Origin of the sequence: Azospirillum oryzae (assembly GCF_008364795.1) — a bacterium.
Taxonomy (GTDB): Bacteria; Pseudomonadota; Alphaproteobacteria; order Azospirillales; family Azospirillaceae; genus Azospirillum; species Azospirillum oryzae.
On sequence record NZ_VTTM01000001.1, the window covers coordinates 518,693 to 544,886 of the forward strand.

Here is a 26,194-nt window from a genome sequence, read left to right on the forward strand (position 1 = left end):
GGTCTTACTTGCCCTTCTTCTTGAACATGGAGAGCATGCGCTGGGTCACGAGGAAGCCGCCGAAGATATTGACGGACGCCAAGATGACGGCGAGGAAGCCCAGGACCTTGGAGAAGTCGAACCCCGCGGGTCCGGCGGCGATCAGGGCGCCGACGATGATGACCGACGACACGGCGTTGGTGACGGCCATCAGCGGCGAATGCAGGGCCGGGGTGACGCGCCAGACGACGTAATAGCCGACGAAGCAGGCCAGCACGAGCACCGTCAGGCCGGTGACGAAGAAGCTGCCGTGACCGCCGGCGGCCTCGGTGACGGGCTGCGCACTGTGCGCGACCTGGGCGGCCAGCAGATCGGCCTGCTGGCCGAGCGCCGCGAGGTTCGCCTTGAGCTCGGCAATACGGGCGGACAGTTGGGTCTGATCCATTGCGGTAAGTCTCCTCAGGCGCCCGGTCAGCCGGCGAAGGCGGGGTGGACGACGGCGCCGTCGCGGGTCAGCGCGATGGCCTTGACGATCTCGTCGTCCCAGTTGACGGCCACGCCGGTCTCTTTCCCGTGCAGCGACGTCAACAGCGCCAGCAGGTTCTTGGAGTACAGGAGCGAGGCGCTCTCGGCGATACGGCTGGCGTAGTTGGCATGGCCGACGATCTTCACGCCGTTGGCCGTGGTCACCACCTCGCCCAGCTTGGCGCCTTCGACGTTGCCGCCCTGCTCCACCGCCAGATCGATGATGACCGAGCCCGGCTTCATCGACGCCACATGCTCCGCCGTCACCAGGATCGGCGCCTTGCGGCCGGGGATCAGCGCCGTGGTGATGACGATGTCCTGCTTCTTGATGTGCTCGGCGACCAAGGCAGCCTGCTGGCGCTTGTAGTCGTCGGACATCTCCTTGGCGTAGCCGCCGGCGGTTTCCGCCTGCTTGAACTCGTCGTTCTCGACGGCGACGAAGCTGCCGCCCAGCGACTGGACCTGCTCCTTCACCGCCGGGCGCACGTCGGTGGCCGAGACGATGGCGCCGAGCCGCTTGGCGGTGGCGATGGCCTGCAGACCGGCGACGCCGACGCCCATGATGAAGGCGCGGGCCGGCGGCACGGTGCCGGCGGCGGTCATCATCATCGGGAAGGCGCGGCCATACTCGCTGGCGGCATCCACCACGGCCTTGTAGCCGGCGAGGTTGGCCTGGGAGGACAGCACGTCCATGACCTGGGCGCGGGTGATGCGCGGCATGAACTCCATGGCGAAGGCGTTGACGCCGGCATCGGCGTAGGCCTTCACATGGTCGCGGCTGTTGTGGGGGTTGAGGATGGCGAACAGCAGGGCGCCCTTGGCCATCAGCGCCAGCTCGTCCACATCGCCCTCACCGGCGATCAGCGGGCGCTGCACTTTCAGCACGATGTCGGCATCGGCCAGCGCCGACACCTCGTCGGCCGCAATGGACGCCCCCGCCGCCTCATAGGCCGCGTCGGTGATGCTGGAGCCGAGACCGGCCCCGCTCTCCACCACCACGTCCAGTCCCAAACCCTTCAGTTTCTTCACCGTTTCCGGTGAGGCGGCCACGCGAAGTTCGCCCGCACGTCGCTCCTTTGGAATGGCGACTTTCATTAGATAAAACTCCCCTGCCTCAGATACGCCGATCCCGGCATCCCCCATGGGTTATCGGCCCAGACGACGCGCATACATGACGTATCCATGCGTCTTTGTGAAGCCGAACCCACCGATGGTAATACCAGCCTATTGGGTGCGCCGCAACAAAGTGAATGGCTACCTAGGTCCATCGTACGATTGTTTCATACAATAAGACAAATCAGCCACGAGCTGTTCAAATCCCGGCGACGGTCACGCTTGTACTAAGGAATGGCCGCGACCCGATGACGCAGCCGGACCTCTGCCGTGCGTGCCCGCGGCGCATCGCCGGCTTGCCATTCCCCCCGCCCGCCGATATTGTCCCGCCCCGTTCCCGAACACCCCCATCGTTTGAGGTTTTGCCATGTCCGACGTCGGCGGCATCGCGGCGGATCGCCTGAAGTCCTTTGTCGAGCGCATCGAGCGTCTCGAAGAGGAAAAGCGCGGTCTGCAGGAAGACATCAAGGAAGTCTACGCCGAGGCGAAGGGCACCGGTTTCGATACCAAGATCATCCGGCAGATCATCCGCCTGCGGAAGATGGACAAGGCCGACCGCCAGGAGCAGGAAGCCATCCTGGAGCTCTACAAGGAAGCGCTGGGCATGGTGGAGTGACGGATTTCCCGTCACTCTCCTGTTCACCGGAGTTACGCAGCGGCGGCCCCTTCAGGCCGCCGCTTCGCGTTCCGGCACCGCGCCGACGCGCCCGGCCAACCGTTCCATCACGTTGGCGACAAGCGCCAATCCGGAACCGCCACCGGCCGCCCCGTCCAAAGTCAGGATCGATTCGGGATGGAACTGCACCGCGGCCAGCGGCAGCGTCTGGTGCTCGATCGCCATCACCGTGCCGTCCTCCGTCTCCGCCGTCACCCGCAGGTCCGGCGGCAGGCTGTCGCGACGCGCCACCAGCGAGTGGTAGCGGCCGGCCCGCATCCCCTGCGGCAGCCCCTCGAACAGCCCGATAGGCTGCCCACCACCCTGGTGACGCAGGGTCGAGGCCTTGCCGTGCATCGGCTCCGGCAGACGCTCCAGTTCCGCACCGAAATGCTCGGCCATCCCCTGCAGTCCCAGGCAGACGCCGAACACCGGCACGCCGAGGTCGAGCGCCGCCTGCACGCTGCCGCCGACATCGAAATCGGCCGGACGCCCCGGTCCCGGCGACAGAACCAGCAGGTCGGGCGGGTCGCTGCGCAGGGCCGCACGCGCATGGCTGTGGCGCAGGGTGGTGACACTGGCCCCCGTCTGGCGGAAATAATCGGCCAGCGTGTGGACGAAGCTGTCGTCATGATCGACCAGCAGCACCCGCCTGCCCTCCCCGCTCCTCTTCGCCCCGGTCTGGACCACCGACAGCCGCGGCCCCGCGACCTCGCCACGCACGGCGTCGAGGAAGGCCGACGCCTTCAGCCGGCATTCGGCATCCTCCGCATCCGGATCGCTGTCCGACAGCAGCGTGGCGCCGGCGCGGACGAAAGCGACGCCGTCCTTCATGCGGATGGTGCGCAGGGTCAGCCCGGTGTCCATTCCGCCGTCGAAGCCGATGCGGCCGAAGGCCCCGCCGTACCAGCGGCGCGGCGACCGTTCGGTATCCTCCAGGAACTGCATGGCCCAGCGCTTCGGCGCACCGGTCACCGTCACCGCCCAGCTGTGGGTGAGGAAGGCATCCAGCGCGTCGAACCCCTCGCGCAGCCGTCCCTCCACATGATCCACGGTGTGGATCAGGCGGGAATACAGTTCGATCATGCGCCGGCCGATCACATGGACTGAACCGGGCTCGCACACCCGCGCCTTGTCGTTGCGGTCGACATCGGTGCACATGGTCAGCTCCGCCGCATCCTTGGCGGAGTTCAGCAGCGTCAGGATCTGCGACGCATCGACCAGCGCGTTGCCACCGCGCGCCACGGTGCCGGAGATCGGGCAGGTCTCGACCCGTCGGCCGCCGACGCGCACATACATTTCCGGGCTGGCGGCGACCAGGAACTCGCCGTCGCCCAGATTGATCAGCGCCTCGTAGGGGGCCGGGTTGGCGGCGCGCAGCCGGCGGAAGATGGTGGCCGGGCTGTCGGCGCAGGGCTCGGCGAAGGTCTGTCCGGGGACCACCTCGAACAGGTCGCCGCGATTGAACGCCTCCTTCGCCGCCCGCACCACCTGCTGGTACTCGCCGGGGGCATGATCGCATTCCGCCGCGGCGTTGGTATCGGGGCGATAGCCGTGCACCCGTCCGCCGCCGTCAACGTCTTCCGTCGAGACGCCATCCACCACGAACTCGTAGGCGAAGCGCCGCGCCACACCGGCGGCATGGTCGACCACCAGCAACCGGTCGGGCAGATACAGCACGAGATCGCGCTGGTCGTCCGGCCGCTCCAGCCGGCGGCGGATCGGCTCGAACTGGAAGGCGAGATCATAACCAAAAGCGCCGTAAAGCCCCAGGAACGGCTCCTCCGGGCAGGCGAACAGCGCCATCAGTGCACGCAGCACGCTGAAGACGGAGGGCTGGCGGCTGCGCTCCTCCTCGCTGAAGACGCCGGCCGGGCGGCGTATCAGGGCGGTGACACGCCCGGCGGTGACCTCCAGCCCGACCAGCGCCTCGTGCCCGTCCAGAGCGCGGGCGACGGCGGGCAGAAGCAGCCGGCCGCGCGGGTTCAGCGCGTCGATGCGCACGGCACGGCCGCGCGCGGTCACCGACAGCGGCGGATCGACGAACCCCAGCGCCTGACGCCGGTAGCGGCCGGGCGCCTCCACCCCGCCCGACAGCAGCAGGCCGCGCCGCTCGTCGAGCGCGGTCACGAGCGCATCGACCGACTCGGCGATCGCCATCGGCTCGGCGGTGCGGCGCAGACCAAGACCACCGCCGGTGACGGCGGCGACGGGGTCGAGGAAGGCGGGGTCGGCGAGGAACAGGTGGGACGGGATCATGACGGCGGTGCTCCGGTTCGGGCGTCTTGTCGGTGACGCCACCCGGTGCTTCCGCCTGCCTGTCCGTTCTTCCGCTGGATGACCCGCTGTGTCGGGTCAGGAAAAAGGCCGCTCCGGATGCACCGGGCGGCCTTTCGTTCTCAATCCACGCTTACGCGCATTGCCAGGCCGGCCCGTGGGAGACGGGCCACCACCAATGCTGCGACAGGAGGGGCGAGGACATGTTCATGGCTGCAACCGCACCACAGGGCGGGGTTGCCTGTCAAGCATTCCCTGTCAGGCTCCATCCCGCGGCGGGGCGACGGCGTAGCTGCTGAGATCCTCCTTGCGGCGCTCGTCCGACGGCAGGCGACCCTTGACCAGGAAGCTGATGTTCTCCGCCACGTTGGTGGCGTGGTCACCGATGCGCTCGATCGACTTGGCGGCGAACAGCAGATGGGTGCAGCCGGTGATCTGCGCCGGCGTCTCCATCATGTAGGTCAGGAATTCACGGAACAGAGCGGTGTAGGCGGCATCGACCTCCCCGTCGCAATCGCGGACGGATGCGGCGAGGTCGGCGTCCTGTTCGGTGTAGGCGCGGCGCATGTCGCCGATCATCGCCTGCACCATCCGGCCCATGCGGACCAGCGAGGCCACCGGCGGCGCCACCGGCAGGGTGGCCAGCGTGACCGCCCGCTTGGCGACCGATCCGGCGAAGTCGCCCATGCGCTCCAGGTTCGAGGCGATCTTCAGCGCTGCGACGATCTCGCGCAGGTCCTTCGCCATCGGCTGGCGCAGGGCCAGCAGGCGGACGGTCATCGCCTCCACCTCCATCTCCAGCCGGTCGATCTCGGCGTCGCCCTTCAGCACCTCGCCCGCGATCTCGGCGTCGGGACCGGCCAGCGAATCGAGCGCCAGCCCGACCTGGCGCTCCACCAGTTCGCCCATCCGGTCGATGGCGCTGCGCAGGGCCGCCAGTTCTGTATCGAAAGCCGCAAGCGTGTGTCCACCCGACATGATCCCCAACTCCCCTATATGACTGGGCTGTTGCAGGCGGTACTGCGCCCGGTGCCCCGCAGATGGGGCCCGGTGCCGCCCGCGCCAAGCCGCCTCTGCACTGGAGGCGACTTTAACCTTTGGCATAGATTATTTCCGGACACTGGTCTATCGATGGACCACGCAACCATGCAGACCGGGCAGGACCGATGACACCGCACGAGTTGGTTGCCGTGCTGGAAAAGCACGAGCGCTGGCTGAAGAACAAGTCGGGCGGTTCGCGCGCCAACCTGACCATGGCGAACATGGAAGGCTCGAACCTGTCCGGGGTGAACCTGGCGCAGGGCAAGCTGTCCGGCGCCAACCTGTCCCATTGCGACCTGTCCAACGCCAATCTCAGCACCGCCGACCTGTTCGCCGCCCATCTGACGAAGGCGGATCTGTCCGGCTGCAACCTGTACCGCGCCGATTTGCGCGGCGCCCACATGCGCGGCGCCAAGCTGAAACGCGCCATCCTGCGCGAAGCCGACCTGCGCGGCGGCGCCCTGCTGTATGGCGGACAGGGCGGCAAGAGCGGCAAGGGGCTGGACTTCGTCCGGTCCGACCTGTCGGGAACCGATTTCGACGACGCATCGCTGACCAACGCCAACCTGTCGGGCGCCGACCTGACCGACGTGTCGATGAACGGGGCGGATTGCGAGGGCGCGCTGCTGACCGGCGCCACGCTGATGCGCGCCAGCATGAAGAGCTGCAATCTCGCCCGCGCCGACCTGCGCGGCAGCAACCTGTCCGGCGTGAACCTGCAGGGCGCGGTGCTGCGCGACGCGAACCTGACCGGCGCGATGCTGGCCGGCGCCAACCTGCGCAACGCCGATCTGCAGGGCGCCAAGCTGGAGGGTGCCGATCTGGCCGGGGCCGACACCACCGGCGCCAATCTGGCCCGGTCGGCGGATAATTTCTCCGTCCAGATCCAGCAGGCCCTGCACAGCCATTACACCTGGATCAACACCAACGGCACCATGGGGGCGCGGGCCGACCTGACCGGCACCGACCTCAGCCACATCGACCTGACGGGCGTGAACCTGTCGGGCGCCAACCTGAAGCGGGCCAACCTCAGCGGCGCCAAGATGCGCGAGGCGCTGCTGATCATGTGCGACATCTCCGAAGCGGTGCTGGCCGACGCCGACTTCAGCGCGGCGATCCTGGACGGCGCCAATCTGCGCGGCGCCAACATGGACGGGATCCGGCTGGACGGAGCGGGAGTCGGCTGGGTCGACATCAAGGGACCGGACGGCCAGCCGACCGGACGACTTTGGGCAGCGAACCTGACCGGAGCGCGGCTGACCGGCAGTTCCTGCGTCCGCACCAACCTGCGCGGGGCCAACCTGTCGGACTGCGACTTCAGCAATGCCAACCTGACCGGGGCGATCCTGAGCGACGCCAACATCCGCGACGCGAAGTTCTCCGGCGCCAACCTGACCGGCGCCAGCCTGCCGCCGCCGCCGGATCCGGATGACGATTGATCCGACGGCATGTGATCTGGCGGCATGTGATCTGGCGGCGTGTGATCTGGACGGCGATTGATCCGCCGAAGCGGCGACGGCTGTCTGCCGCCGCCGGCCCTACCCTTCCTCGCTCTCGCGGGCGGCCGCGCAGGCGGCATTCAGGTTGGCACCGACGCGGCGCAGCACGTCCAGCGTCACGTCCAGTTCCTCCGGCGCGATGCCGTCGATGGCGATCTGGGCGATCTCGGACGCGCTGGGCATCATCGTCTCGCGCAGCGCCCGGCCCTTGTCCGTCAGGAAGACGTTCATCTTGCGGCGGTCGTGGCTGTTGCGGACACGCTGGACGAGCCCCTGCGCCTCCATCACGTTGACCGCGGTGACGGTGGTTGGCTCCATCATGCCGACGCGGTGGCTCAACTCCCGCTGGGTCAGGCCGTCCTCCTCCCACAAGGCGCGCAGGAAGAACCATTGCCCCATGCTGACCCCCGACCGCGCGATGCGCGTCTGCAGGGCGCGGGCGAAAGCGCGATTCACTTCCCGGACGACGAACGATAAAGCACCATCGGCCGAACCGGCCGCGTCCTCCGACTCGCCGGGGCGTTCAGGCCCCCACCCCTTGACAGACGCCTCCATACCGACAATCTCTCTGCCGTCGTTCCCGTGGCCGCAACCATCCACGCCGACCGGCCCCGACCGCCGGGCAGTCACCTGTCGAGGCGACGCTGCGGCATCGTGTCCGTCGGGTCCATGCCAGTCTGGTAACACCACCTTGACACGAGCGGGCATGGCTGCGTCATCCAATCATAACGTGTTGTGTGCAAAGCGCAAATCAATTGCGCGCCCCGTGACCGCCGACATGCAATGATATGTCACCCCGGAGGCGCCAAATCGCCGTAAGCGTAAACAGAACCTCCAGCCCGACTCTTCGCATGGCCGCCTTGTGTCACGCCCATCTTTTTGGCGCCGTGGACAGGCACCATATCCGCATATGATGATCGACATGATGATTGCCGATTGGATCGGTTTTATTTGACAGTTCGTGCAGCACGGACCCGGCAATGTGAATATTTCGCTAAATTGTTGATAAATCCCTTCCAACTGCTTGTATTCGCCGCGACCTTTGGTCACACACCTCTCGACCCGTCTTCCACAGGAGCCCCGAACCCGCAATGACCGCTTCGACGACCGTTCCCTCGTCCCGTACCGTCACCGTCGCCGCCACCCAGATGGCCTGCAGCTGGGACCGTGCCGCCAACGTCGACGGCGTCGAATCGCTGATTCGCGAGGCCGCCGCCAAGGGCGCGCAGATCATCCTGCCGCAGGAGCTGTTCGAGACCCCCTATTTCTGCAAGGACCAGAAGCAGTCGCTGTTCGAACTGGCCGCTCCCGCCGAGGGGCATCCGGTGATCGAACGGATGCAGGCGCTGGCCCGCGAGTTGTCGGTGGTGATTCCCGTCAGCTTCTTCGAGAAGGCGCGCAACGCCTATTACAACTCGATGGCCATGGTCGATGCCGACGGCAGCCTGCTGGGCGTCTACCGCAAGTCCCACATCCCCGACGGCCCCGGCTATCAGGAGAAGTTCTATTTCAGCCCCGGCGACACCGGCATCCAGGTGTTCAAGACCCGCTACGCCACCGTCGGCTGCGCCATCTGCTGGGACCAGTGGTTCCCGGAGACCGCCCGCGTCATGGCGCTGAAGGGGGCGGAGGTTCTGCTCTATCCCACCGCCATCGGGTCGGAGCCGCAGGATTCCACCATCGACAGCCAGGGTCATTGGACGCGGGTGATGCAGGGCCATGCCGGCGCCAACCTGATGCCATTGGTCGCCTCCAACCGCGTCGGGGTGGAGCAGGGGGAAAGCTGCGCGCTGACCTTCTACGGCTCGTCCTTCATCGCCGGGCCGCAGGGGGAGATCGTGGCGCAGGCCGACCGTGAGAGCCGGACGGTGCTGACCGCGACCTTCGACCTTGACCGGATCGCGGCACAGCGCGCCTCCTGGGGCCTCTTCCGCGACCGCCGTCCCGAGCTGTACGGCGCCCTGCTGACGCTAGACGGCGAGACGACTCCGCGTCGCTGATCGGATCGGGAGGGGGAATCTGGAACGGCGGCCGGTGCCGACGCCGCGCGGCGTCAGACCGTCAGCCCCCTCCCCGCTCCGGCGGAATTGCCCAGGGCCTGCGCCGCGCCATAGGCGGCAGCCGCCCGTCCGGAGGCGGTGTCCCCACCTTGTCGGCGCTGTTCCGACTGGGCCTGCAGCTTCGCGGCGTCCGCCTGGGCCGCGACGCGCAAATCCTGCGGTGACGGGTCGGCCGGGGCAAGGGCCGCGGCCTTCACCTGCTCCATCTTGGCGACGGTGGCGGCCGGCTCCGATTCGGGGCTGACGTCGATCGGCACCTCGCCGGCGGTGGCGTAGTTCTTGCCGTCCGGCCCGCGGGTGAAGGTGAAGGAGGAGCCGCCGGCCTGGGCGCCGCCGGCCGCCTGATGCGCCGCCTCGTGCTGGCGGACGCTGGTGTCGGCCTGCTTGAGCTTCTGGACCTGCTGCTGCGCCGCGTCGGACAGGGTGACGGTGTCGGTGGAGCCGCCGCCCTGGCCCTTTCCTTCGGCAATGCCCTTCCCGCCGCCCGACGCGTCCTTTCCATCCCGCCGCAGCGGCTGGCTGCGTGGGGCGGCATAGGTCCCGATGGACGGGCTGGTGATGGACAGGTCGGCAGCCACCGCCCTCACCCTCAAGAAAAAAGGCCGAACTTCCCTTCAATTTAGGACGATTCGGCCGCACCGGCAACGGTGCGACCGCCGTTGCGCCGCGATTGCCACCCCCGACCCCGCTCTATTCAGCCCTGCTCGAAACCGGTCAGGACGTTGGCGACATTCACGCCGAGGTCGTCGACGGCATAGCCGCCCTCCATCACGAACAGGGTCGGCAGGCCGATGGCGGCGATTCCCGCCCCCATGCGCAGGAAATCCTCCGACAACAGCCGGAAGCGGGAGATCGGGTCGCCGCCATAGGTGTCCGCCCCCAGCGACAGCACCAGCGCGTCGGCACCGAATGCGCGGATGCGCGCCGCCGCGGCAGCCAGCGCCTGAGCATAGCGGTCCCAATCGGTCCCCCAGGGCAGCGTCAGGTTCAGGTTCGCTCCCTCCCCCGCCCCGGCTCCGGTCTCGTCGGCATGGCCGCAGAAATAGGGGAATTCGTCCGCCGGATCGGCATGGATCGACACGAACAGCACGTCGCCGCGCTCCCAGAAAATCTCCTGCGTGCCGTTGCCGTGGTGATAGTCGACGTCCAGCACCGCCACCCGGGCGGCCCCGCCGTCCCGCAGCGACTGCGCCGCAATCGCAGCGTTGTTCAGGAAGCAATAGCCGCCGTAGAAGGCATGGCCGGCATGGTGTCCGGGCGGACGGCACAGGGCGAAGGCGCTGCGCTCGCCGGCCCTCAGGCGGTCGGCGCCGGTCAGCGCGCTGTCGGCGGCGGCGGTGGCGGCCCTCCAGGTGCCGGCGGTGATCGGCGTCCCGGCATCGAAGGAATAGAAGCCGAGTCGCCCGTCGATGGAGCGCGGCACCCGGCGCCGCGACATGCCCGGCGCCACCCAGTTCAGCGGCAGCGCGTCGATGTCGGCGCCATGTTCCTCCACCCAGTCGTCCCAGGCGGTCCGCAGGAAGGTGAGATAGCCGGCGTCATGCACGCGTTCCAGCGGCCCGATGCCGTGACGGGTGGGTTCCACGATCGGGCCCAGTTCCACCGCCTCGATCCGCGCCCGGACGATATCGGCACGGGCAGGCTTCTCGTAGCAGGGGACGAGCTGGCCGTCGTTTAGTTCGGACCGGCCGGCCTGCAGCCGATGCTCTTCGCTGTGAATGACGATCACGCCACTGGTTTCCTTGACTGTTCCACGACTGTTCCGCTGCCAGGAGCCGTCCGGGCCGGCACATGTCCGGTCCATCATAGCCCTGCCGAAGCGACGGCGGATGATGCCCTTTTGCATGGCGACCCGGATGCGGACCATTGCCTTTCGGCCGAATACACACAATAGTGTTCATTACCTATCGCTCGCGCTGTGCGAGTGGTGGATTGGGCTATTGGACATCGATGCTGGCTGCTGCGTGCAGGATATTCGCCCGACTGGCGCCGGGGGCGGTGCCGATTCTGTGGACGTGCGCCGTGTTGGCCGCAGGGCCGACGCGAGGCGATTCTCCATCGCCGCAGCTTCCGGCTTCCCTCCATGCGGGCTCTTCCGCTTCCCCCCTCGAAGCCGCCTTCTCGTCCCGCGCCGGCGAGCCGCTGCGCCAATTCGGATATGACCTTTTCGTCCCTGGCACTGATGCCGCGGGGTCGGACGCGGCCCCCGGCGCCATCCAGGGCGATTACGTGCTGAACACCGGCGACGCAGTCCTGGTGACCCTGCGCGGCCAGAAATCCTTCAGCAAGCGCTTCACCGTCGACCGCAACGGTCAGCTGGTGGTGGACGACCTGCGCCCGCTGACCGCCGCCGGCCTGACGCTGGATGCCCTGCGTCGGGACCTTGCCGCCGCCACTGCCGCCACATGGCCGAGCACCGACGCCTTCGCCTCGCTGGCGGAGGTGCGGCGGATCGGCGTTCTGGTCACCGGCGCCGTCCGCCGGCCGGGCCGGCAGGAAATCAGCGCCTTCGCCACCGCGCTGGACGCCCTGTCCGCGGCCGGCGGGGTGGAGCGTGGCGGCAGCCTGCGCGCCGTCCGGCTGATGCGGGCGGGCGGCAGCGTGACCATCGACCTCTACGCCCTGCAGATCGCCGGCGCCTCCGGCAATGCGGACCTGCCGCTGCGCGACGGTGATCGCCTGTTCGTCCCGCCGCTGGGCGCCACGGTCGCTGTCGCCGGCCCGGTGAAGCGGCCGGGTATCTACGAACTTCCGCCCGGCGGCGGCCCGCTGTCCGCAACGGAGTTGCGCGACCTTGCCGGCGGCTCGCTGCGGCCCGGCCAGGGGCGGCTCGTCCGGTTCGGCATCGGTCCCGCCGGTGAGGAGACGACGGAGGAGGTCGCGGACGCCGACGCCAGGCGCTTCGGTGACGGCGACCTGCTGCTGCTCGCCCCGCAGCGCGAGGACCGCCGTGGCGAGGTGCGGCTGGAGGGGCATGTCCTGCGGCCCGGACCGCGTGCCTGGAGCCGGGCGAAGACGTTGCCCGGACTGATGTCCCGAACCGATCTGCGTCCCGATCCCTATCTGCCCTTCGCCGCCCTGGAAAGCACCATCCCCGCCACCGGCGCGCGTTCCCTGCGGCCGGTCGCCCTGTCCGCCGTGCTGAATGGCAAGGACCGCCGCGACTTGGCCGAAGGCGACACGCTGTATGTGCTGGGGGCGGCGGACGTCGATTTCCTGACCTCGGAGCCGGTGCTGACCATCCTGCGCGGCGACCGGCAGCCGCCGCAGGATGCCTGCCCCGGACTGGTCGCGCTGGCCAGGACGCTGGCGGCGGAACCGGATGGGCCGCTCGCCACCGGGCCGCAGGCACGCGCCGCAGCCACGCTGACCGGTGCCCGCACGCCCTGTCCGCCGCTGTTCGCCGCGGTGCCCGACCTGCTGCCGCTGGCCCTGCGCCATTCGGTTCTGCGCCTGACCGGCGTGCCGCGCCCCGGTTTCTATCCGGTGGCCGACGGGACGGAAGGCGCCGACGCCCGCGAGACCATCGTCGAGTCGGAGGCGCCGCGGTACGAGTTGATCGGCCATGTCCGTCACCCCGGCACCCGCCGGCTGTCCGCCGGAACCACGCTGCGCAAGGCATTGGCCGACGGCAAGCTGTTGAAGCGCGATGTTTATCCGCTGCTGGGCATCGTCGAGCGATACGACCGGCGAACCCTGACCAGGCTCTATCTGCCCTTTTCTCCGCAGGAGGTTGCCGCCGGGCGGGCGGACCGCGGACTGGCCGACGGCGACCGCATCCACCTGTTCGCCGCCGACGACATCCGCAGCCTGGAAAAGCCGACCGCGGCGGCGGCCGACGACAAGACGAACGGCGAAAGCGAACCGCCGATGCTGGCGGCCGTGCTTGATCCCGCCATCGTCGCGGTGGTCGGCGAGCGGACGGTCCAGGTGCGCGGCGCGGTGCGCGATCCCGGCGGCTACCCGGTCGCCGACCGCACGCCGCTGGCCTCGCTGATCGCCGCCGCCGGCGGGCTGTCCGCCGATGCCGACCCGGCGGTGGCGGAACTGACCGCCGTCAACGGCACACGCAGCAGCATCGACCTCGCCCGCGATGGATCCCGATCGGTCGGGCCCGGCGATGCGCTGCGGATCAATCCGCGGCCACAGGCGCTGGAATCGCGTGCCGTGGCCATCGAAGGGGCGGTGCGCCGTCCCGGCCGCTATGACATCGGACGCGGCGAGACGCTGTCATCGCTGATCGCGCGGGCCGGCGGCCTGCTGGACGACGCCTATCCCGCCGGGGCGGTGTTGACCCGCGAGAGCGAGCGCCGCCGCGAGAAGGAACAGTTCCAGCGGCAGGCGCGCGAGCTGGAACGGACGCTGGCGCTGGAGGTGGAGAAAGGCGAGCCGGTGAAGGCGGAGAATGTCGCGCTGGCCCGCCAGCTCGCGGCCCAGCTCCGCGGCGCCGATCCGCTCGGCCGCGTGGTGGTCGAGGCGGATCCCGCCGTCCTTCGCGGCCGGCCGGAGCTGGACCCTCTTCTGGAGCCCGACGACCGCATCCTGATCCCGAAACGGCCATTGACCGTGGCGGTCTCGGGCGAGGTGCTGCACCCCACCGCCGCGCAGTTCGTCAGCGGCAAGACGGCGGAGGATTATCTCGGCGAGGCCGGCGGCGCCACCCGCGATGCCGACACCGGCCGCAGCTTCCTGGTCCTTCCCGACGGGCGGGCACGGCCGCTGGCACTGTCCTCCTGGAACCATCGGGTCGACGCGATTCCTCCGGGTTCGATCCTGGTGGTGCCGCGCGATCCGCGCCCCTTCGACGGGCTGGACGCCACCAAGGCGATCGGCAACATCCTGAGCCAGCTGGCGATCACCGCCGCCTCGATCTCGGTGATCACGCGATGATGGCGCCCAACCCTCCCCGCCTCGCCATCCTGACGGTGGTCCGCAACGACCGCGCCGGGCTGGCCGACACCTATGACAGCCTGCGTGGGCAGTTGGACCGCGATGTCGTCTGGCTGGTGGCCGATGGCGCCTCCACCGACGGAACCGCGGAGTGGCTGGCCGCCCATGCCGATATTCCCACCTGGTGGCGGTCGTCCACCGACTCGGGGCTGTACGACGCGATGAACGACCTGCTCGACGCTGCCCGCCGGCTCGGCTGCAGCCATGCCCTGTTTCTGAACGCCGGCGACCGGCTGGCGGCGGCGGACAGCGCGCGTCGCCTGCTGCGGGTCATCGCCCGGCACCCCGGCTGCGCCCTTCTCTACGGCGATGCGCTGGAGCGGCAGGGGGACGGACGTATCCTCCTGAAGCGCGCCCGGTCACACCGCTGGGCGCCGCTGGGTATGTTCACCCACCATCAGGCCATGATCTACCGGGTTTCCGCTCTGGCTGACCTTCGCTTCGACCCCCGCTATCGGATCGCGGCCGATTACGCCTTCACGCTTGCCGTCCTCGGCCTCGGCGAGGCGGTGCGGCTGAGCTGGCCCGTCTGCCTGTTCGCCCCCGGCGGCCTGTCGCAACGCGATGCCGCCGCCGGCCGGCGGGAACAGTCCGCGATTCGCCGACGCCATTACCGCTGTGGAGCGGCAGGCGTGGCGGCCGTCGCCGCGGCTCAGCGAGTCGCACTGGCAGTGCGGCATCATTTCCCTTCAGCATACGCGAAATTACGTTTCCGCCGCCCGGAAACATAACGTCTTTTATATATGTCCCTCCACTTCCACCCGAACGGGCCATTGATACGCACAAATGGTTGCATAGAATTTACTTTCTGAACTAAGCATTCTCGCGGCGCCTTCCCTCCGGCTTTCCCTTCGAGGTACGACTTATGAGCGCGACCAAGACCAAACTCGCCCCCGCCCACACCCTGTCGCGCCGCGGCGAAGGTCCCAACCCCATCGACATCCATGTCGGCGCCCGCCTGCGGCTTCGCCGCACCCTGCTCGGCCTGAGTCAGGAGAAACTGGGCGAGGCGGTCGGGATCACCTTCCAGCAGTTGCAGAAGTATGAGCGCGGGTCGAACCGCATCAGCGCCAGCCGCCTTTACAACCTTTCGCAGGTCCTGGGCGTGCCGGTCAGCTACTTTTTCGACGACATGCCGTCGCCCGACCAGATCACCGCCGAGTCCCCTGCCGAGAGCATGAGCGAGACCGACGAATTCGAATCGATGGCGCGTCGCGAGACCCTGGAACTGGTCCGGGCCTATTACCGGATCGAGGATCCGGGCGTGCGCAAGCGCACCTTCGACCTGCTGAAGGCGCTGGGCGGCGACCGCATCGCATTGCTCGAGGAGTAAGGATCGCTCCCCGGTCGCACGATCGGTGGATTTTCAGGAAAGGTACCGACCGACGGGAAACGGGCTGCCGCCTCCCGCACCTGTGCGGCCGACCGCATCTTGAACCCGACCTGCCAATAGTAGAACGCGCGCGACAGCGCGTGGTCGAGCCCTGCTGCGCCATCGATGAACCCCAGGCGCAGCACATAGGCATGCAGGAAGGCCCAGAGCGGCCGGCCGGGCAGGCGCTGGAACAGCCGCTTCTGTGCCCGCCGGCCCGCGATTCCGCACAGGCGCTTGGAGCGTGACGGGGCGATGTCCGGCTCGCCATCGATCAGCCGCTCCATCCGGCCATCGGCGCGCAGGGCCGCTTCCCAATCGGAATAGCGGTTGTGGCGGTCGAACCAGGCCGAGAGCGGCTTGGCGTCGTCATGGTGCATCGGCTGGCGCAGCCGGCCGGTCGTGCCGGCAACCTGCGGCTGGTAATGCCCCTCCACCTCCCACATGGACGCGACATCCAGGTCGGGCGGTTCGGGAAAGCGCACACGCCGCCGGTGGACCAGAGCCAGCTTGCGGTTCCAGCAGCCGAACCGCAGGGGGCGGCCATGGACGACCGGCCGGCCGTCGATCCAATAGGCGGCATGGCGCGGTCCGTCGGCTGAGGACGCCGCCATCAGGCGGGCAATCTCCTCCACCAGTTCCGCGGTCGGCCGTTCGTCCGCATCGACGAACAGAACCCAGTCATGGGCAAAGGGCAGAGTGTCCAGACACCACTGCTTCTTCTTGGGATAGCGGCCATTCCAGCGGAATGGCACCAGCTGCGCGCCGTGGGACAGGGCGATGTCCGGCGTCCCGTCGCCGCTGCCGCTGTCAACCACGAAGCATTCGGCGAAAAGGGCGAGCGACGGCAGGCAAACGGGCAGGTTCGCCGCCTCGTTGCGCGTCATCACCACGACCGAGACCGGAATGGCGGAGACCGGAATGGCCGTCACGGCACCGCCTCCACGCCGATGCCCTGGTCCTTCAGCGCCTGGCGCGCCGACAGGCCGAAGGCGGCGGCGACCAGCCCGACCAGCCCGGCCAGCGGCACCACGACGGCAGGATTGGGCCAATCCGGCAGGGCGCCGGCGGTCGGCGGCTGGATCAGGTCCGCGGCAAAGGGCAGGTCGACGCCGATCATCATCGCCACCCGCTCCTGGTCGAGCAGCAGGTCGCTCAGTGCCTGCCGGTGCTCCGCCACGGTGACGGCGCCGAGCCGGAGCTTGATGTGGGCGATCTGCGCGGCACTGCGCCGGGCCGCTTCGGCCCGCAGATGGGCGTCGGTTGCCGCGGCGATCCGCCCCAGCAGATCGACCGCCGTCGCCCGGTCGGCGTGGCGGAAGGTGATGCGCCGCATCGGCCCCGACCGCAGCATGTCGACCACCAGCCGTTCGCGCAGGGCCCGCGTCACGCGGTCGCCGTCCGGCTCCACCCAATCCTCGCGTCCGACCAGCGCCAGCAGCCCCCGCTTCAGCATCGGCAGCAGCCCCGGCGGCGGTCGCCAGCGCCCCTCCTCCGCATCCCAGCGGTCGGGGAATAGGGCACGCAGGATGTCGGGGTCGCGCGCCAGACGCTCGGCAACCGGACCCGATCCGAACAATTCCAGATAGCGGGCGAAGTCCGACAGCGATTCGTCACCCGCCCCCGGTTCGGCGACACCGGCGGAGTCCCGGCCGCTCAGAGTCGGCACCCGGGCGCCCATCGCGGCCGATCCGACTCGCGCCGTCGGCCCGATCACCATCGCCGCGGTATAGGCCGGCGTCACCGTCCACAGCCCCGCCATTGCCAGCGCCAGCCCGCCCAACCAGCCGGCCAGCAACCAGCGCCACCCCATCCGCAAGGTGCGAACGAAGGCGCGCAGGTCGCCCTCCCCGCCCGACGGGGGCAGGACCAGGGTCAGGGCCTGCGGCTGGGGCCGGCGTTGGCTTGGTGAGGTGATGCCGTCAGGCATGGGGCAGCGGCCTTCCCATCACCGGCGGGGCAAGCTTGCGTTCCGCCACAAGGCGTTCGGCAATCCCGACGAAGGCCGCGGTGCCCCGGTCGGCGGTCCAGGCGGCGGACAGCCGTGCCGCGCGCGCTCCCTCCGCCGCGCAACGGCCGGGATCGGCAGCATAGGCGCGGATCGCGTCGGCGATGCCCGGACCGTCGAACGGATCGACCACCAGACCGCAGCCCTCGACCAGCGCCGCCGCCTCGCTTCCCGCCGGCCCCAGGAACAGGCAAGGCCGCCCCGCCGCCTGTACTCCGGCCAGCTTGCTCGGCACCAGCATCCCCTCCGCCGCCGGGTCCATCGACACCAGATGCAGATCGGCGGCGGACAGGCACTCCGCCAGCCGCTCGGCCGGCTGCCAGGGATGCCGGCGCAGGTTGCGCAGGCCCCGGTGGCGCGCGGCCTCTTCTACCGAGGCAAATCCCCTCCCCTCCCCGACCAGCAGGAAAAGCACGGCGGGATCGCTGTCCTGCAGCCGGGCCGCGGCCTCCAGAACGCCTTGCATCGGGTGGGCAAGCCCAAGCGTCCCGGAATAGGCGACCAGGAACCGGCCGTCGCCCTCCTCCATGCCCAGCGACCGGCGAAGGCGGTTGCCCTCCTTCGGCAGTGGGCGGATCGCCGGATCGGGCCAGTTCGGCAGCAGGGTCACCCGGCCGGCCGGCACGCCGGCCGTCAGGATACGCTTGCGCATGCAGCGCCCGATGGCGACCACCCCGTCCTGCCGGCGCAAGGCCCGCGCCATGCCATGGCCGGCCATCCGCCGGAGGATCGCCGGCATCCGCACGCCCAACACCGGCAGCAGGTCCGGGTACAGGTCCTGGCACCAGTGCAGCGACGCCGCCCCATGCCGGGCGGCCAGAACCGAACCGGCCAGCGCCAGCAGCGGCGGGTCGGTCATCGTCACCACAAGGTCATGGCGCGGCAGGCGCAAGGCCCGGCCGGTCAGCCGGCACAGCGAATCGAGATAGGCGCGGGCATCCGGCCGCTCCCTCGCCTTCTCCCTGGCCGCAACCATGCCACCGGTTCGGCAAAGCGTTACGCCGGCAGGAGCATGGCAGTCCGACCGCTCCCCGTCCGCGACCACCGTCACCCGCCAGCCTGCATCCGCCATGCGGCCGGAAAGGTCCGACAGGCAACGGCCGGTCGCGCCGCGGTCCGGCGGAAACACCCGGTTGACGAACAGGATGGACGGCGGATCGAACGTCACGGCGCACCGATGCGTGAATTGCACGCGAAAGTATGCATATCCGCTAAGGCGCCGACAACCCCTTCCTGCACTCCGCCGCCACGAGCATCAGCGACAGGATGACGCCGGTGTCGAGATACTTGAAACTGGTGTGGAGGCAGAGCGCCATCAGCAGGGGCGGCACCACCGCAAGGGCCAGCGGCGGATCGGCCCCCAGCAGCCGGCACCAGGGCCAGACCAGCGCCGCCAGATAGGCCCCTAGGGCAATCATGCCGAAAAGCCCGGTCTTCAGCAGGCTGTAGCTGGCCAGCGTGTGGGTGTAGCTGACCCGCCAGCCGCCCACCGCCGGGTTGGCGATGCGCGCCCCCCAGCCGTCGCCGAACAGCAGGGCCCAGGGAGTGGCGACGACATGGTCGATCACCGCCGCGGCTTCCTCCCAACGGGCATTGGCGCCGGTCAGCCGCGTCTTCTCCGCCGCTTGCTGCCATGCGCCGACCAGGGCATCGCCGCCGGCCACCGTCAGCAAGCCGAATCCCAGCAGCAGCGGCAAGGCCAACCACGGCCGCCGCCGCGCCCACCACAGGGCCGTCAGAGCGAGCGACAGCACCGCCAGTCCCAAAGCCGTGCGATGGACCGCGCCGGCCAGCGCGCCAAGGCAAAGCGCACCACCGGCGGCACAGGGAATCGCCGCCATCCAGTACCGGATCCGCCCGCCGACGGCCACCAGCGACAACGACAACGCAGGCAGCAGCACCGCGGCGAACAGCACCGACGGCGCGTTCAGCAGATAGACGCCGCCATCGGCCATCGCCCGCCGTCCGATGGCGCCGAATCCCCAATCGGCCTGCCGCCACCAGCGCAAGGCCAGCAGCAGCCCGGCCATGGTCAGCCCGCCCGCCAGCGCACGCACCGCCCTGTCGCCGCCGCTCCGCAATGCCGGCACCAGAAGCACGGGAAGGAACAGAAAGACCAGCGGCACGACGTCACGCAGGATGTCGGCCGCCTCCCATCCCAGCGCCGCCCCGCGCAGCAGCGGCACCCACAGAAGCCAAGTGAACGCGGCGACCGCCACCGGCATCCAGCGCACATCCGGCTGCACGACGCCCGACGGCGTCCGCAATGCATGACCGCTCGCCACCGCCAGCGGCCATTTCCAGCCGACGGCGGCCAGGATCAGAAGGCCGATGGACAGTTCGACCCCGCGCAAGGCGGGCGGCGCCGGCACGCTGAGGCCGCCATAGAGCAGCAGGGCAGCCACCATTGACAGCGAGCCGAGTCTGCCGGCGACCACCGTCACGACTGGACTCCGGAACGAGAGCCTGGTGGGCTCAGGCCCAGCGCTGCTCGGCGCGGTCCAGGCGGTAGAACAGCCCTTCCTGCGGGCGCAGGCGCAGCGTTCCGGTCAGGGTCAGCGGTTCCCGCGTCGCCGGCAGGGCGATGGCGGTGTGGACGTGAATCATGGTCGCCGGCCCGGGATTCTCGCAGGCGGGACACCCCAGCGGATTGGCGGACAGGATGAAGCGGTTGTGGGTGGCGCCGTCGGTCAGCGGCACCATGAAGCCGCGAACGGTGACCGGCCGGCCGTCCAGTGCCGAAACCTTCACGGGAAATTGCGGATTGCCGGCAAGGCCGCCGAACCGCACGGTGCCCAGATCGCGCCAGATCGCCGTTGTTTCGTCCAGCGGCAGGTGGAAGGGGCCGGCGGGATGGCTCGGCGCATCCGCCGATCCGGCGGCCCAAACGGCCCAGCCGGCGACGGGAGCGAGCGCAAGCGGCAACAGAATCTGGCGCCGGCCGGGCATGGCCGTGCCCAGGGCCGCACCAAAACGGGTGGCGGTGTTCATGGTCGCTTCTCCCCTGCTGCGTTGCTTCGTCACCGGGGCTGCGAAATCGGGGCGCCGTGTGTTGTGGAAGTCTTTGGTCCGGTCGCCAGGGAACAGCTTTGTCCGGTGCGGGGCGACGCCTTCTGCCGGGCGGTCGCCGATTGCGCGAAAGTCTCCGGCAAGCGCGGCCCGCGGTCAACCGGCAATTCTCTGGAACGCTCGCGGAATACAGGCGCGTTAGGACAGGTTTCTCGCGGCACGCTATCCCGGCGCATTCAAAAAAACGCAATCTGTTTGACGGGGTGCGGCACCGCACTCCATAGTCCCAGCACTGGCCGTGCCGCACTGCACACAGTCCCGCGCAAGCCGTTCCGATGACGAGACGAGCCATGGAAACCTTTCGCTTCCAGCCGGGCGAAACCCCGGTCCTGCTCAGCATTCCGCATGTCGGGACGATGATTCCGCCGGACATCGCAGCCACGATGACGCCGGAAGGGCTGACCCAGCCCGACGTCGACCGCCACCTGGACCGGTTGTACCACTTCGCCCCCGCGCTCGGAATCGGTTTTCTGACGGCGCTGTGTTCGCGTTACGTGGTGGACCTGAATCGCGACCCCGACGGTGCGATGGCGCAGCCGGGCCTCGACCCGACCGAAATCTGCCCGCTGACCACCTTCGACCATCAGCCGATCTATCAGCCGGGGCGGGAACCCGACCAGGCGGAGATCGACCGGCGGGTCGGCGCCTATTGGCGCCCCTACCACGAGCAGCTGCGCAGCGAGCTGCGTGCGCTCCGCGACCGATACGGCGTCGCCGTCCTGTTCGATGCCCATTCGGTGCGCAGCCGGGTCCCGCGCTTTTTCGACGGCACCCTGCCCGACTTCAACCTGGGCACCGGCGACGGCAGCAGCACCGCCCAGCCGCTGGTCGTCCGGCTGATGAACGTGCTTTCGGCGTCGGAACGCTATTCGGCCGCGCTGAATGGCCGCCTGCGCGGCGGCTTCATCATCCGCAGCTACGGCCAGCCGGAAGAGAACATCCACGCCATCCAGTTGGAACTGACCCAGTCCACTTATATGGACGAGGATGCGCCCTATCAGTTCCGTCCCGATCTGGCGGCTGAGGTGAAGCCGTCGCTGGAGCGGCTGCTGAGCGTCGTCGTCGAGTGGGCGTGGCAGAAGGCCAGCGGACAGCGGCGTGCGGCGTACCTGTAACACCACCCACGACTCGACCGTTCGGCTTCCACCAAAGAGTGGCCCTTCCCCGTCGCCGGGGAAGGGCCGAAGGACGGCCTGATCGGGGATGGATCAGATCTGGCCGCGCTCGCTGGCCTGACGCATCAGGACATATTGGCGCATCATCTGGTTGCGGAAGCGGTAGCGCTCCAGTCCCGGCTCCACCACCGGGGCCAGGATGCCGCCATGGTCTTCCCGCGTCAGGCGCTTCAGCAGGTCGAGCGTCGCGGCGCTCGGCAACTCGCCGCTGTCGCCCGCCAGATCGTTGGGATCGAACACGCCATAGGCGTCGGCCGGGCACAGCGCCGCAGCCAGCAGCGCATCCTCCAACTCGGCCCGGCGGTCGGCGGCCAGCGCGCGGGCATAGCTTTCGACGATGCCGCGTTCGGCCTCCTGCAGGCAGCGGGCGACGGCGTAGCCGAGATCCGGCCGCTCCACCAGCTTGCTGCCGCGGCTGACGGCACTGCGCGCCGCATGCAGGCCCAGCAGCTGCGCATAGTACGGCAGGCCGCGCACGAATTCGGCGATCCGCCGCACCACGTCGGCGGCGAACTCGATTCCGGCATTCTGCGCCCCCGCCTGGATCAGGCGGCCGATTTCCTGATCGGTCATCAAAGGCAGATGCACCGGCACCAGGGAGCGCTGGATCGACGGATGCTTGCCCAGCAGCTGGTCGAGATTCTCGGCGACGCCGACCACCAGCAGCGTGACGGGGATCGAACTGTCGGTCAGGTTCTTGAACAGCTCCGCCAGCTTGTTGCGGAAATCCTCGTCGGTGACGCGGTCATATTCGTCGAGGATCAGCAGCACATGGGTGGCGTGAATCCCCGACAGCACCTCGTTCAGTTCGGTGACGCTGAAGGCGCCCTCCGGCAGCAACTCGTTGAAGCTGGCGAAGTTGCGCCGCGCCGCGAACGGGTTGTCGAGCGCCGAGCGGTAATAGGTCGAGGGAATCTTCTTCAGGAAGTGCCGGAAGATATCCTCGAAGCTCAGTTCGCCGCTGCAGGTCAGCTTCAGCGACAGATAGCCCGCCTGCCCTGCGATCTTCTCGATCGCGTTGGCGACGGAGGTCTTTCCGCGGCCACGGTCGCCATAGAGGATGACGTGCGCCCGTTCTTCCTCGATGGCCGAGATGATGCGGCGCAGGGTGTCGTTGCGGCCGATGAACAGGCCGTTCAGCTGCTGCTTCGGCCGGGTCGGGGTGAAGGCTTCGCGCAGAAGTCCGTTCAGCTCCGGCGTCAGGCCCTTCAGCATCGCCGGCGCGTTGGCGCCGCCATTGGCCCCGAAGCCGCCGCGGTAGCCGCCATTGACCGACATGGTGAAGCGCGGCAGGTCGTGCTCGCCGTCGGCATCACGGCCGCCGGGCTGCGGGAACATGTAGCCGCGGCGGTCGCCGGTGGCCTCGTTGTCGATGACGTCGGGCAGACGCGGGGCGGCAGGGCCTCGCATCGCCTCGAACCCTGCCCGTCCACCGACAGGCCCACCAACAGGATTTCCACCCGCATTGCCGTCGACCGGACGCAGATGGAGCCCGCCGGGCCGGGCAATTCCCGGCGCGTTGGAAAATCCGCCGGCTCCCGGTCCGTTCATACTCCCGGCGGTCATGCCGGGTCCTCCGGTCAACGGGCCAGACCCGAGACCCCCGCCGGTGATGCCGGGACTACCCATGCCGGCAGCGCCGGCAGCCGGCAGTCGCTCGTCCGCCATGGCGGCCGATCGACGCTTTCGAAAGAAATTCCGCATCCGTCCCAATCCCCACGCGTTGTCGGCGTTCGCGGAACCGGCCCCCTTTCGGCTTCTCTGATGGGCCAGGGACGGTTCCGCGTGTTCCCGATGTAAGCGTTGTGCCGGCCGGGGTGGGCTGGGATTTCGGATATAATACCGACGCGGCATCCTCCGTCCGGAGACCTCTTCCGAAGGGTTGCGCCGCCCCACCCTGCCGTGGACCGCATATTGGGCGCTTCGACCATCCTCAACCGATCAGGATCGGTCCGACCGTGGCCCAGCCATAGAGCACCGCCAGGAACAGGGCGAGAGTCACGCACTCACGCAGGAAAGCCAGAACCGACATGCCACCCTCCATTGTTCGCGTCTTGTTCCGATAGAGCTACCAGAACGGACGCGGAACGGCAACCGCACAGTTCCGCCTATGTTCCTGTTATGGACTCAGGTGTTCCATTCCGGACACAGATCGAACGGACAGGTGGTCAGAAAGTTACGTGTCGAAAGCGAGGAGTTTCAGGCGGGATCGGCGTCGTCGTAGCGGATCAGGTCGGTCCAGGCGCGTTCCAGCCGGCGCAGCGTGCGATAGGTGGTTTCGAAATCGGCACCGTCGCTGTCGGTGCGCAAAAGACTGTCGGCACGCATCGCTTCCAGCTTCTTCAGCGCCTCGCAGGTCGCCAGCCCCTGGTCGGACAGCCTGAGCCGGGCGGCCCGGCGGTCGCGCTGGGACGGGCTGCGGTCGACATAGCCGGCCTCCACCAGATGCTTCAGATTGTAGGAGGCGTTGGAGCCGAGGTAATAGCCGCGCTCCAGCAGGTCGCGGACCGAAAGCTCCTCGGTTCCGATGTGCAGCAGCATCAGCGCCTGCGTCGGGCTGAGGTCGGTCACGCCGATACGGGCCAGTTCCATCCGAAGCACGTCCAGGAAGCGCCGGGTGATGCTTTCCATGACGCGGCCAAGGTCGGTGTAGACCGCGGGGGCCGCCACACTCTGCTGCATGCTCATCATTCCTGTGCCAGTGGCCTGCAAAAGCCCAAATGCTTTGCAAACGCCGTTATCCGGTTGGCGCGGCACTGTCCCGTGCCTGCCGACCGGCGGACCGGGGAAAGGGTGCCTCGACACCCCTTCCCGTCGCCGTTTCTTAATGGCCTGTGACGATGGGCGGATTTTGTAGCGAATTGGAGGGACAAACTTGAGACGCGGGGGTGTTCCGGCCCCCGCCGCCTGCAATAACCGGCAGATTACATGGTGCCCGGAAAGGCTCCGCCATCCAGAAGGATGTTCTGCCCGGTCATGAATCCGGACTGGGCGCCACAGAGAAAGGCACAGGCGGCCCCGAATTCCTCCGGATCGCCGAATCGGCCGGACGGGTTCGTCTTGCGGCGCAGATCCATCTCTTCGTCAATGCTGCGGCCGGCGGCCTTGGCTCCGCCTTCCATCGTCTTGCGCAGACGGTCGGTCTCGAAGGGACCGGGCAGCAGGTTGTTGATCGTGACGTTGTGCTTCACCGTCTGCCGCGACAGGCCGGCGACGAAGCCGGTCAGGCCGGTGCGCGCGCCGTTCGACAGACCGAGAATCGGGATCGGCGCCTTCACCGCGGCGGAGGTGATGTTGACGATCCGGCCGAAGCGGCGGGACATCATGCCGTCCACCGTCGCCTTGATCAGGAAGATCGGCGCCAGCATGTTGGCGTCCAGCGCGCGAATCCAGTCGTCGCGGTCCCAATCGTGGAAATCGCCCGGCGGCGGACCGCCGGCATTGTTGACGAGGATGTCGGGTTCCGGGCAGGCGGCCAGCGCCGCGGCCCGCCCCTCCTCCGTCGCGATGTCTCCGGGGGCGGTGGTGACGGCGACGCCGGTGGCCTTGCGGATATCCTCGGCGGTCGCCTCCAGGGCCTCGGCATTGCGGGCGGTCAGGGTGACGTGAACGCCCTCGCGGGCCAGCGCGAAGGCGCAGGCGCGGCCCAGCCCCTTGCTGGCGGCGCAGACGATGGCACGGCGGCCGGCGATTCCCAAATCCATGGTCGTCTCTTCCCTTACTGAATCTGATGGCCTATTGGCATCAGAGGGTCGTTTTGGAACCGGATCGTTGCGGTTCCGTCCGTTGCAGATCCGAAAGGACTTCGCGCGCCAGCGGCACGGTCACGCCACGATGGGCGGCCAGCGATGCATGGTCCAGCGCCGCCACCAGACGGCGGGCGAAATCCAGTGACCGCTCCATCCGCGCCAGCAGATAGGTGATGACCTCCATCCCCGGCCGCAGCTGGCGGTCTGCGAACAGCTTCACCAGCACCGCGGCCAGCAGCGCATCGTCGGGCGGCCGGACCTCCACCGCCGGTGCGCCCTTGATGCGCGAGCGCAGGTCGGGCAGCCGGGTGCGCCAGCGCGACGGCGCCTTGCGCGACAGCAGAAGCAGATGCCCCTGCTGTTCACGGGCGAGGTTGTAGAGGTGGAACAGCGCTTCTTCCCGCTCGGGCTTGCCGGTGACGGCGTCTGCATCCTCGACCACAACGGCGTTGGCGGGGGCCAGCAGGGACGGCACAACGCCCGAATCGAGGGCATCGCCACGGGTCACCACCGCATGGCTGCGGGCGCGCCAGACCTGGGAGAGATGGGTCTTGCCGCAGCCGGCGGGGCCGAACAGGGTCAGCGCCGGGGCCGGCCAGGACGGCCAGCGGTCCAGCCACGCCACGGCATCGGCGTTGCTGGGCGCCACGAGGAAATCCTCGCAGCCCATCGCCGTCCGGTGCCCGAGGTCGAGCGGTATCTGCGCCGGCAAGCTCATGCGG

At 68.8% G+C, this 26,194-nt stretch carries 23 protein-coding genes; 7 read left to right on the forward strand and 16 right to left on the reverse strand.

Annotated features, from left to right (window positions below):
* Nucleotides 1-4: 4 nt before the first annotated feature.
* Both FZ938_RS02445 and FZ938_RS02450 read right to left on the reverse strand, forming a co-directional pair.
* Entirely contained in the window at nucleotides 5-424 is a 420-nt protein-coding gene (locus FZ938_RS02445; RefSeq protein ID WP_149197088.1) for an NAD(P) transhydrogenase subunit alpha part 2, read from the reverse strand.
* Nucleotides 425-450: 26 nt separating this feature from the next.
* Nucleotides 451-1,599 carry a Re/Si-specific NAD(P)(+) transhydrogenase subunit alpha gene (locus FZ938_RS02450; protein WP_149197089.1) on the reverse strand — a complete coding sequence of 383 codons (1,149 nt, stop codon included), beginning with the start codon at nucleotides 1,597-1,599 and terminating at the stop codon, nucleotides 451-453.
* Nucleotides 1,600-1,984: 385 nt separating this feature from the next.
* On the opposite strand from FZ938_RS02450, the gene FZ938_RS02455 reads away from it, so the two are divergent.
* Entirely contained in the window at nucleotides 1,985-2,233 is a 249-nt protein-coding gene (locus FZ938_RS02455) for a DUF2312 domain-containing protein (RefSeq protein ID WP_012973951.1), read from the forward strand.
* Between the two features lie 51 nt (nucleotides 2,234-2,284).
* Here the strand turns inward: FZ938_RS02455 and FZ938_RS02460 are convergent, their stop codons facing one another.
* Together FZ938_RS02460 and phoU are read right to left on the reverse strand one after the other, a co-directional pair.
* The gene (locus tag FZ938_RS02460) at nucleotides 2,285-4,531 is read right to left on the reverse strand and encodes an anthranilate synthase (protein WP_149197090.1); all 2,247 of its coding nucleotides are present in this window, start codon (nucleotides 4,529-4,531) and stop codon (nucleotides 2,285-2,287) included.
* Between the two features lie 276 nt (nucleotides 4,532-4,807).
* Nucleotides 4,808-5,527 carry a phosphate signaling complex protein PhoU gene (gene phoU / locus FZ938_RS02465; protein ID WP_149197091.1) on the reverse strand — a complete coding sequence of 240 codons (720 nt, stop codon included), beginning with the start codon at nucleotides 5,525-5,527 and terminating at the stop codon, nucleotides 4,808-4,810.
* 188 nt (nucleotides 5,528-5,715) lie between these two features.
* On the opposite strand from phoU, the gene FZ938_RS02470 reads away from it, so the two are divergent.
* On the forward strand, nucleotides 5,716-7,029 hold the full coding sequence (locus FZ938_RS02470) for a pentapeptide repeat-containing protein (protein ID WP_149197092.1): 1,314 nt from the start codon (nucleotides 5,716-5,718) through the stop codon (nucleotides 7,027-7,029).
* A 99-nt stretch (nucleotides 7,030-7,128) separates the two neighbouring features.
* On the opposite strand, the gene FZ938_RS02475 is transcribed toward FZ938_RS02470, so the two are convergent.
* Nucleotides 7,129-7,644 (reverse strand): MarR family winged helix-turn-helix transcriptional regulator, encoded by a 516-nt coding sequence (locus tag FZ938_RS02475; protein ID WP_149197093.1) that lies wholly within the window; start codon nucleotides 7,642-7,644, stop codon nucleotides 7,129-7,131.
* Nucleotides 7,645-8,180: 536 nt separating this feature from the next.
* On the opposite strand from FZ938_RS02475, the gene aguB reads away from it, so the two are divergent.
* Nucleotides 8,181-9,089 (forward strand): N-carbamoylputrescine amidase, encoded by a 909-nt coding sequence (aguB, locus tag FZ938_RS02480; protein ID WP_149197094.1) that lies wholly within the window; start codon nucleotides 8,181-8,183, stop codon nucleotides 9,087-9,089.
* Between the two features lie 53 nt (nucleotides 9,090-9,142).
* Here the strand turns inward: aguB and FZ938_RS02485 are convergent, their stop codons facing one another.
* Complete coding sequence (locus FZ938_RS02485) at nucleotides 9,143-9,727, reverse strand: putative metalloprotease CJM1_0395 family protein (RefSeq protein WP_246457443.1); 585 nt, start codon at nucleotides 9,725-9,727, stop codon at nucleotides 9,143-9,145.
* A 116-nt stretch (nucleotides 9,728-9,843) separates the two neighbouring features.
* A complete protein-coding gene (locus FZ938_RS02490; protein ID WP_149197096.1) occupies nucleotides 9,844-10,878 on the reverse strand; it encodes a histone deacetylase family protein in 1,035 nt (344 codons plus the stop codon).
* A gap of 500 nt (nucleotides 10,879-11,378) precedes the next feature.
* Here FZ938_RS02490 and FZ938_RS02495 point away from each other — a divergent pair, with 500 nt between their 5' ends.
* The 3 genes from FZ938_RS02495 (at nucleotide 11,379) to FZ938_RS02505 (ending at nucleotide 15,432) form a co-directional block, all read left to right on the forward strand.
* Nucleotides 11,379-14,039 carry an SLBB domain-containing protein gene (locus FZ938_RS02495; protein WP_246457447.1) on the forward strand — a complete coding sequence of 887 codons (2,661 nt, stop codon included), beginning with the start codon at nucleotides 11,379-11,381 and terminating at the stop codon, nucleotides 14,037-14,039.
* Nucleotides 14,036-14,830: a glycosyltransferase gene (locus FZ938_RS02500; protein WP_149197098.1), complete on the forward strand. Its 795-nt coding sequence runs from the start codon at nucleotides 14,036-14,038 to the stop codon at nucleotides 14,828-14,830. Before FZ938_RS02495 ends, FZ938_RS02500 begins: the two co-directional genes overlap by 4 nt.
* Nucleotides 14,831-14,964: 134 nt before the next feature.
* Nucleotides 14,965-15,432: a helix-turn-helix domain-containing protein gene (locus tag FZ938_RS02505; protein ID WP_085089280.1), complete on the forward strand. Its 468-nt coding sequence runs from the start codon at nucleotides 14,965-14,967 to the stop codon at nucleotides 15,430-15,432.
* Here the strand turns inward: FZ938_RS02505 and FZ938_RS02510 are convergent.
* Genes FZ938_RS02510 through FZ938_RS02530 form a run of 5 tightly spaced genes read right to left on the reverse strand, consistent with a single transcriptional unit; the run spans nucleotide 15,342 to nucleotide 20,470 of the window.
* Nucleotides 15,342-16,403: a glycosyltransferase family 2 protein gene (locus FZ938_RS02510; RefSeq protein ID WP_246457449.1), complete on the reverse strand. Its 1,062-nt coding sequence runs from the start codon at nucleotides 16,401-16,403 to the stop codon at nucleotides 15,342-15,344. The genes FZ938_RS02505 and FZ938_RS02510 overlap by 91 nt on opposite strands.
* Nucleotides 16,400-17,401 carry a GumC domain-containing protein gene (locus FZ938_RS02515; protein WP_149197099.1) on the reverse strand — a complete coding sequence of 334 codons (1,002 nt, stop codon included), beginning with the start codon at nucleotides 17,399-17,401 and terminating at the stop codon, nucleotides 16,400-16,402. The genes FZ938_RS02510 and FZ938_RS02515 overlap by 4 nt, the downstream gene beginning before the upstream one ends.
* Nucleotides 17,394-18,647 carry a glycosyltransferase family 4 protein gene (locus tag FZ938_RS02520; protein WP_246457452.1) on the reverse strand — a complete coding sequence of 418 codons (1,254 nt, stop codon included), beginning with the start codon at nucleotides 18,645-18,647 and terminating at the stop codon, nucleotides 17,394-17,396. The genes FZ938_RS02515 and FZ938_RS02520 overlap by 8 nt, the downstream gene beginning before the upstream one ends.
* A 43-nt stretch (nucleotides 18,648-18,690) precedes the next feature.
* Nucleotides 18,691-19,923: a hypothetical protein gene (locus FZ938_RS02525; protein WP_246457454.1), complete on the reverse strand. Its 1,233-nt coding sequence runs from the start codon at nucleotides 19,921-19,923 to the stop codon at nucleotides 18,691-18,693.
* A 31-nt stretch (nucleotides 19,924-19,954) separates the two neighbouring features.
* Complete coding sequence (locus tag FZ938_RS02530; protein ID WP_149197101.1) at nucleotides 19,955-20,470, reverse strand: hypothetical protein; 516 nt, start codon at nucleotides 20,468-20,470, stop codon at nucleotides 19,955-19,957.
* A gap of 368 nt (nucleotides 20,471-20,838) precedes the next feature.
* Here FZ938_RS02530 and hutG point away from each other — a divergent pair, with 368 nt between their 5' ends.
* The gene (gene hutG / locus FZ938_RS02535; protein ID WP_149197102.1) at nucleotides 20,839-21,663 is read left to right on the forward strand and encodes an N-formylglutamate deformylase; all 825 of its coding nucleotides are present in this window, start codon (nucleotides 20,839-20,841) and stop codon (nucleotides 21,661-21,663) included.
* Between the two features lie 93 nt (nucleotides 21,664-21,756).
* Here the strand turns inward: hutG and FZ938_RS02540 are convergent, their stop codons facing one another.
* The 4 genes from FZ938_RS02540 to FZ938_RS02555 all read right to left on the reverse strand — a co-directional run bounded on the left by FZ938_RS02540 (nucleotide 21,757) and on the right by FZ938_RS02555 (nucleotide 26,190).
* On the reverse strand, nucleotides 21,757-23,289 hold the full coding sequence (locus tag FZ938_RS02540; protein ID WP_246457457.1) for an ATP-binding protein: 1,533 nt from the start codon (nucleotides 23,287-23,289) through the stop codon (nucleotides 21,757-21,759).
* Nucleotides 23,290-23,922: 633 nt separating this feature from the next.
* Nucleotides 23,923-24,405 carry a MarR family transcriptional regulator gene (locus FZ938_RS02545; protein ID WP_246457460.1) on the reverse strand — a complete coding sequence of 161 codons (483 nt, stop codon included), beginning with the start codon at nucleotides 24,403-24,405 and terminating at the stop codon, nucleotides 23,923-23,925.
* Between the two features lie 242 nt (nucleotides 24,406-24,647).
* The gene (locus FZ938_RS02550; RefSeq protein ID WP_149197103.1) at nucleotides 24,648-25,427 is read right to left on the reverse strand and encodes an SDR family oxidoreductase; all 780 of its coding nucleotides are present in this window, start codon (nucleotides 25,425-25,427) and stop codon (nucleotides 24,648-24,650) included.
* Between the two features lie 40 nt (nucleotides 25,428-25,467).
* Entirely contained in the window at nucleotides 25,468-26,190 is a 723-nt protein-coding gene (locus FZ938_RS02555; protein ID WP_149197104.1) for an HdaA/DnaA family protein, read from the reverse strand.
* Nucleotides 26,191-26,194: the final 4 nt, after the last annotated feature.

Coding starts and splice junctions, on each gene's coding strand:
- FZ938_RS02445 (WP_149197088.1), bottom strand. CDS start 424: ATGGATCAGACCCAACTGTCCGCCCGTATTGCCGAGCTCAAGGCGAAC.
- FZ938_RS02450 (WP_149197089.1), bottom strand. CDS start 1,599: ATGAAAGTCGCCATTCCAAAGGAGCGACGTGCGGGCGAACTTCGCGTG.
- FZ938_RS02455 (WP_012973951.1), top strand. CDS start 1,985: ATGTCCGACGTCGGCGGCATCGCGGCGGATCGCCTGAAGTCCTTTGTC.
- FZ938_RS02460 (WP_149197090.1), bottom strand. CDS start 4,531: ATGATCCCGTCCCACCTGTTCCTCGCCGACCCCGCCTTCCTCGACCCC.
- phoU (WP_149197091.1), bottom strand. CDS start 5,527: ATGTCGGGTGGACACACGCTTGCGGCTTTCGATACAGAACTGGCGGCC.
- FZ938_RS02470 (WP_149197092.1), top strand. CDS start 5,716: ATGACACCGCACGAGTTGGTTGCCGTGCTGGAAAAGCACGAGCGCTGG.
- FZ938_RS02475 (WP_149197093.1), bottom strand. CDS start 7,644: ATGGAGGCGTCTGTCAAGGGGTGGGGGCCTGAACGCCCCGGCGAGTCG.
- aguB (WP_149197094.1), top strand. CDS start 8,181: ATGACCGCTTCGACGACCGTTCCCTCGTCCCGTACCGTCACCGTCGCC.
- FZ938_RS02500 (WP_149197098.1), top strand. CDS start 14,036: ATGATGGCGCCCAACCCTCCCCGCCTCGCCATCCTGACGGTGGTCCGC.
- FZ938_RS02505 (WP_085089280.1), top strand. CDS start 14,965: ATGAGCGCGACCAAGACCAAACTCGCCCCCGCCCACACCCTGTCGCGC.
- FZ938_RS02515 (WP_149197099.1), bottom strand. CDS start 17,401: ATGCCTGACGGCATCACCTCACCAAGCCAACGCCGGCCCCAGCCGCAG.
- FZ938_RS02530 (WP_149197101.1), bottom strand. CDS start 20,470: ATGAACACCGCCACCCGTTTTGGTGCGGCCCTGGGCACGGCCATGCCC.
- hutG (WP_149197102.1), top strand. CDS start 20,839: ATGGAAACCTTTCGCTTCCAGCCGGGCGAAACCCCGGTCCTGCTCAGC.
- FZ938_RS02540 (WP_246457457.1), bottom strand. CDS start 23,289: ATGACCGCCGGGAGTATGAACGGACCGGGAGCCGGCGGATTTTCCAAC.
- FZ938_RS02545 (WP_246457460.1), bottom strand. CDS start 24,405: ATGCAGCAGAGTGTGGCGGCCCCCGCGGTCTACACCGACCTTGGCCGC.
- FZ938_RS02550 (WP_149197103.1), bottom strand. CDS start 25,427: ATGGATTTGGGAATCGCCGGCCGCCGTGCCATCGTCTGCGCCGCCAGC.
- FZ938_RS02555 (WP_149197104.1), bottom strand. CDS start 26,190: ATGAGCTTGCCGGCGCAGATACCGCTCGACCTCGGGCACCGGACGGCG.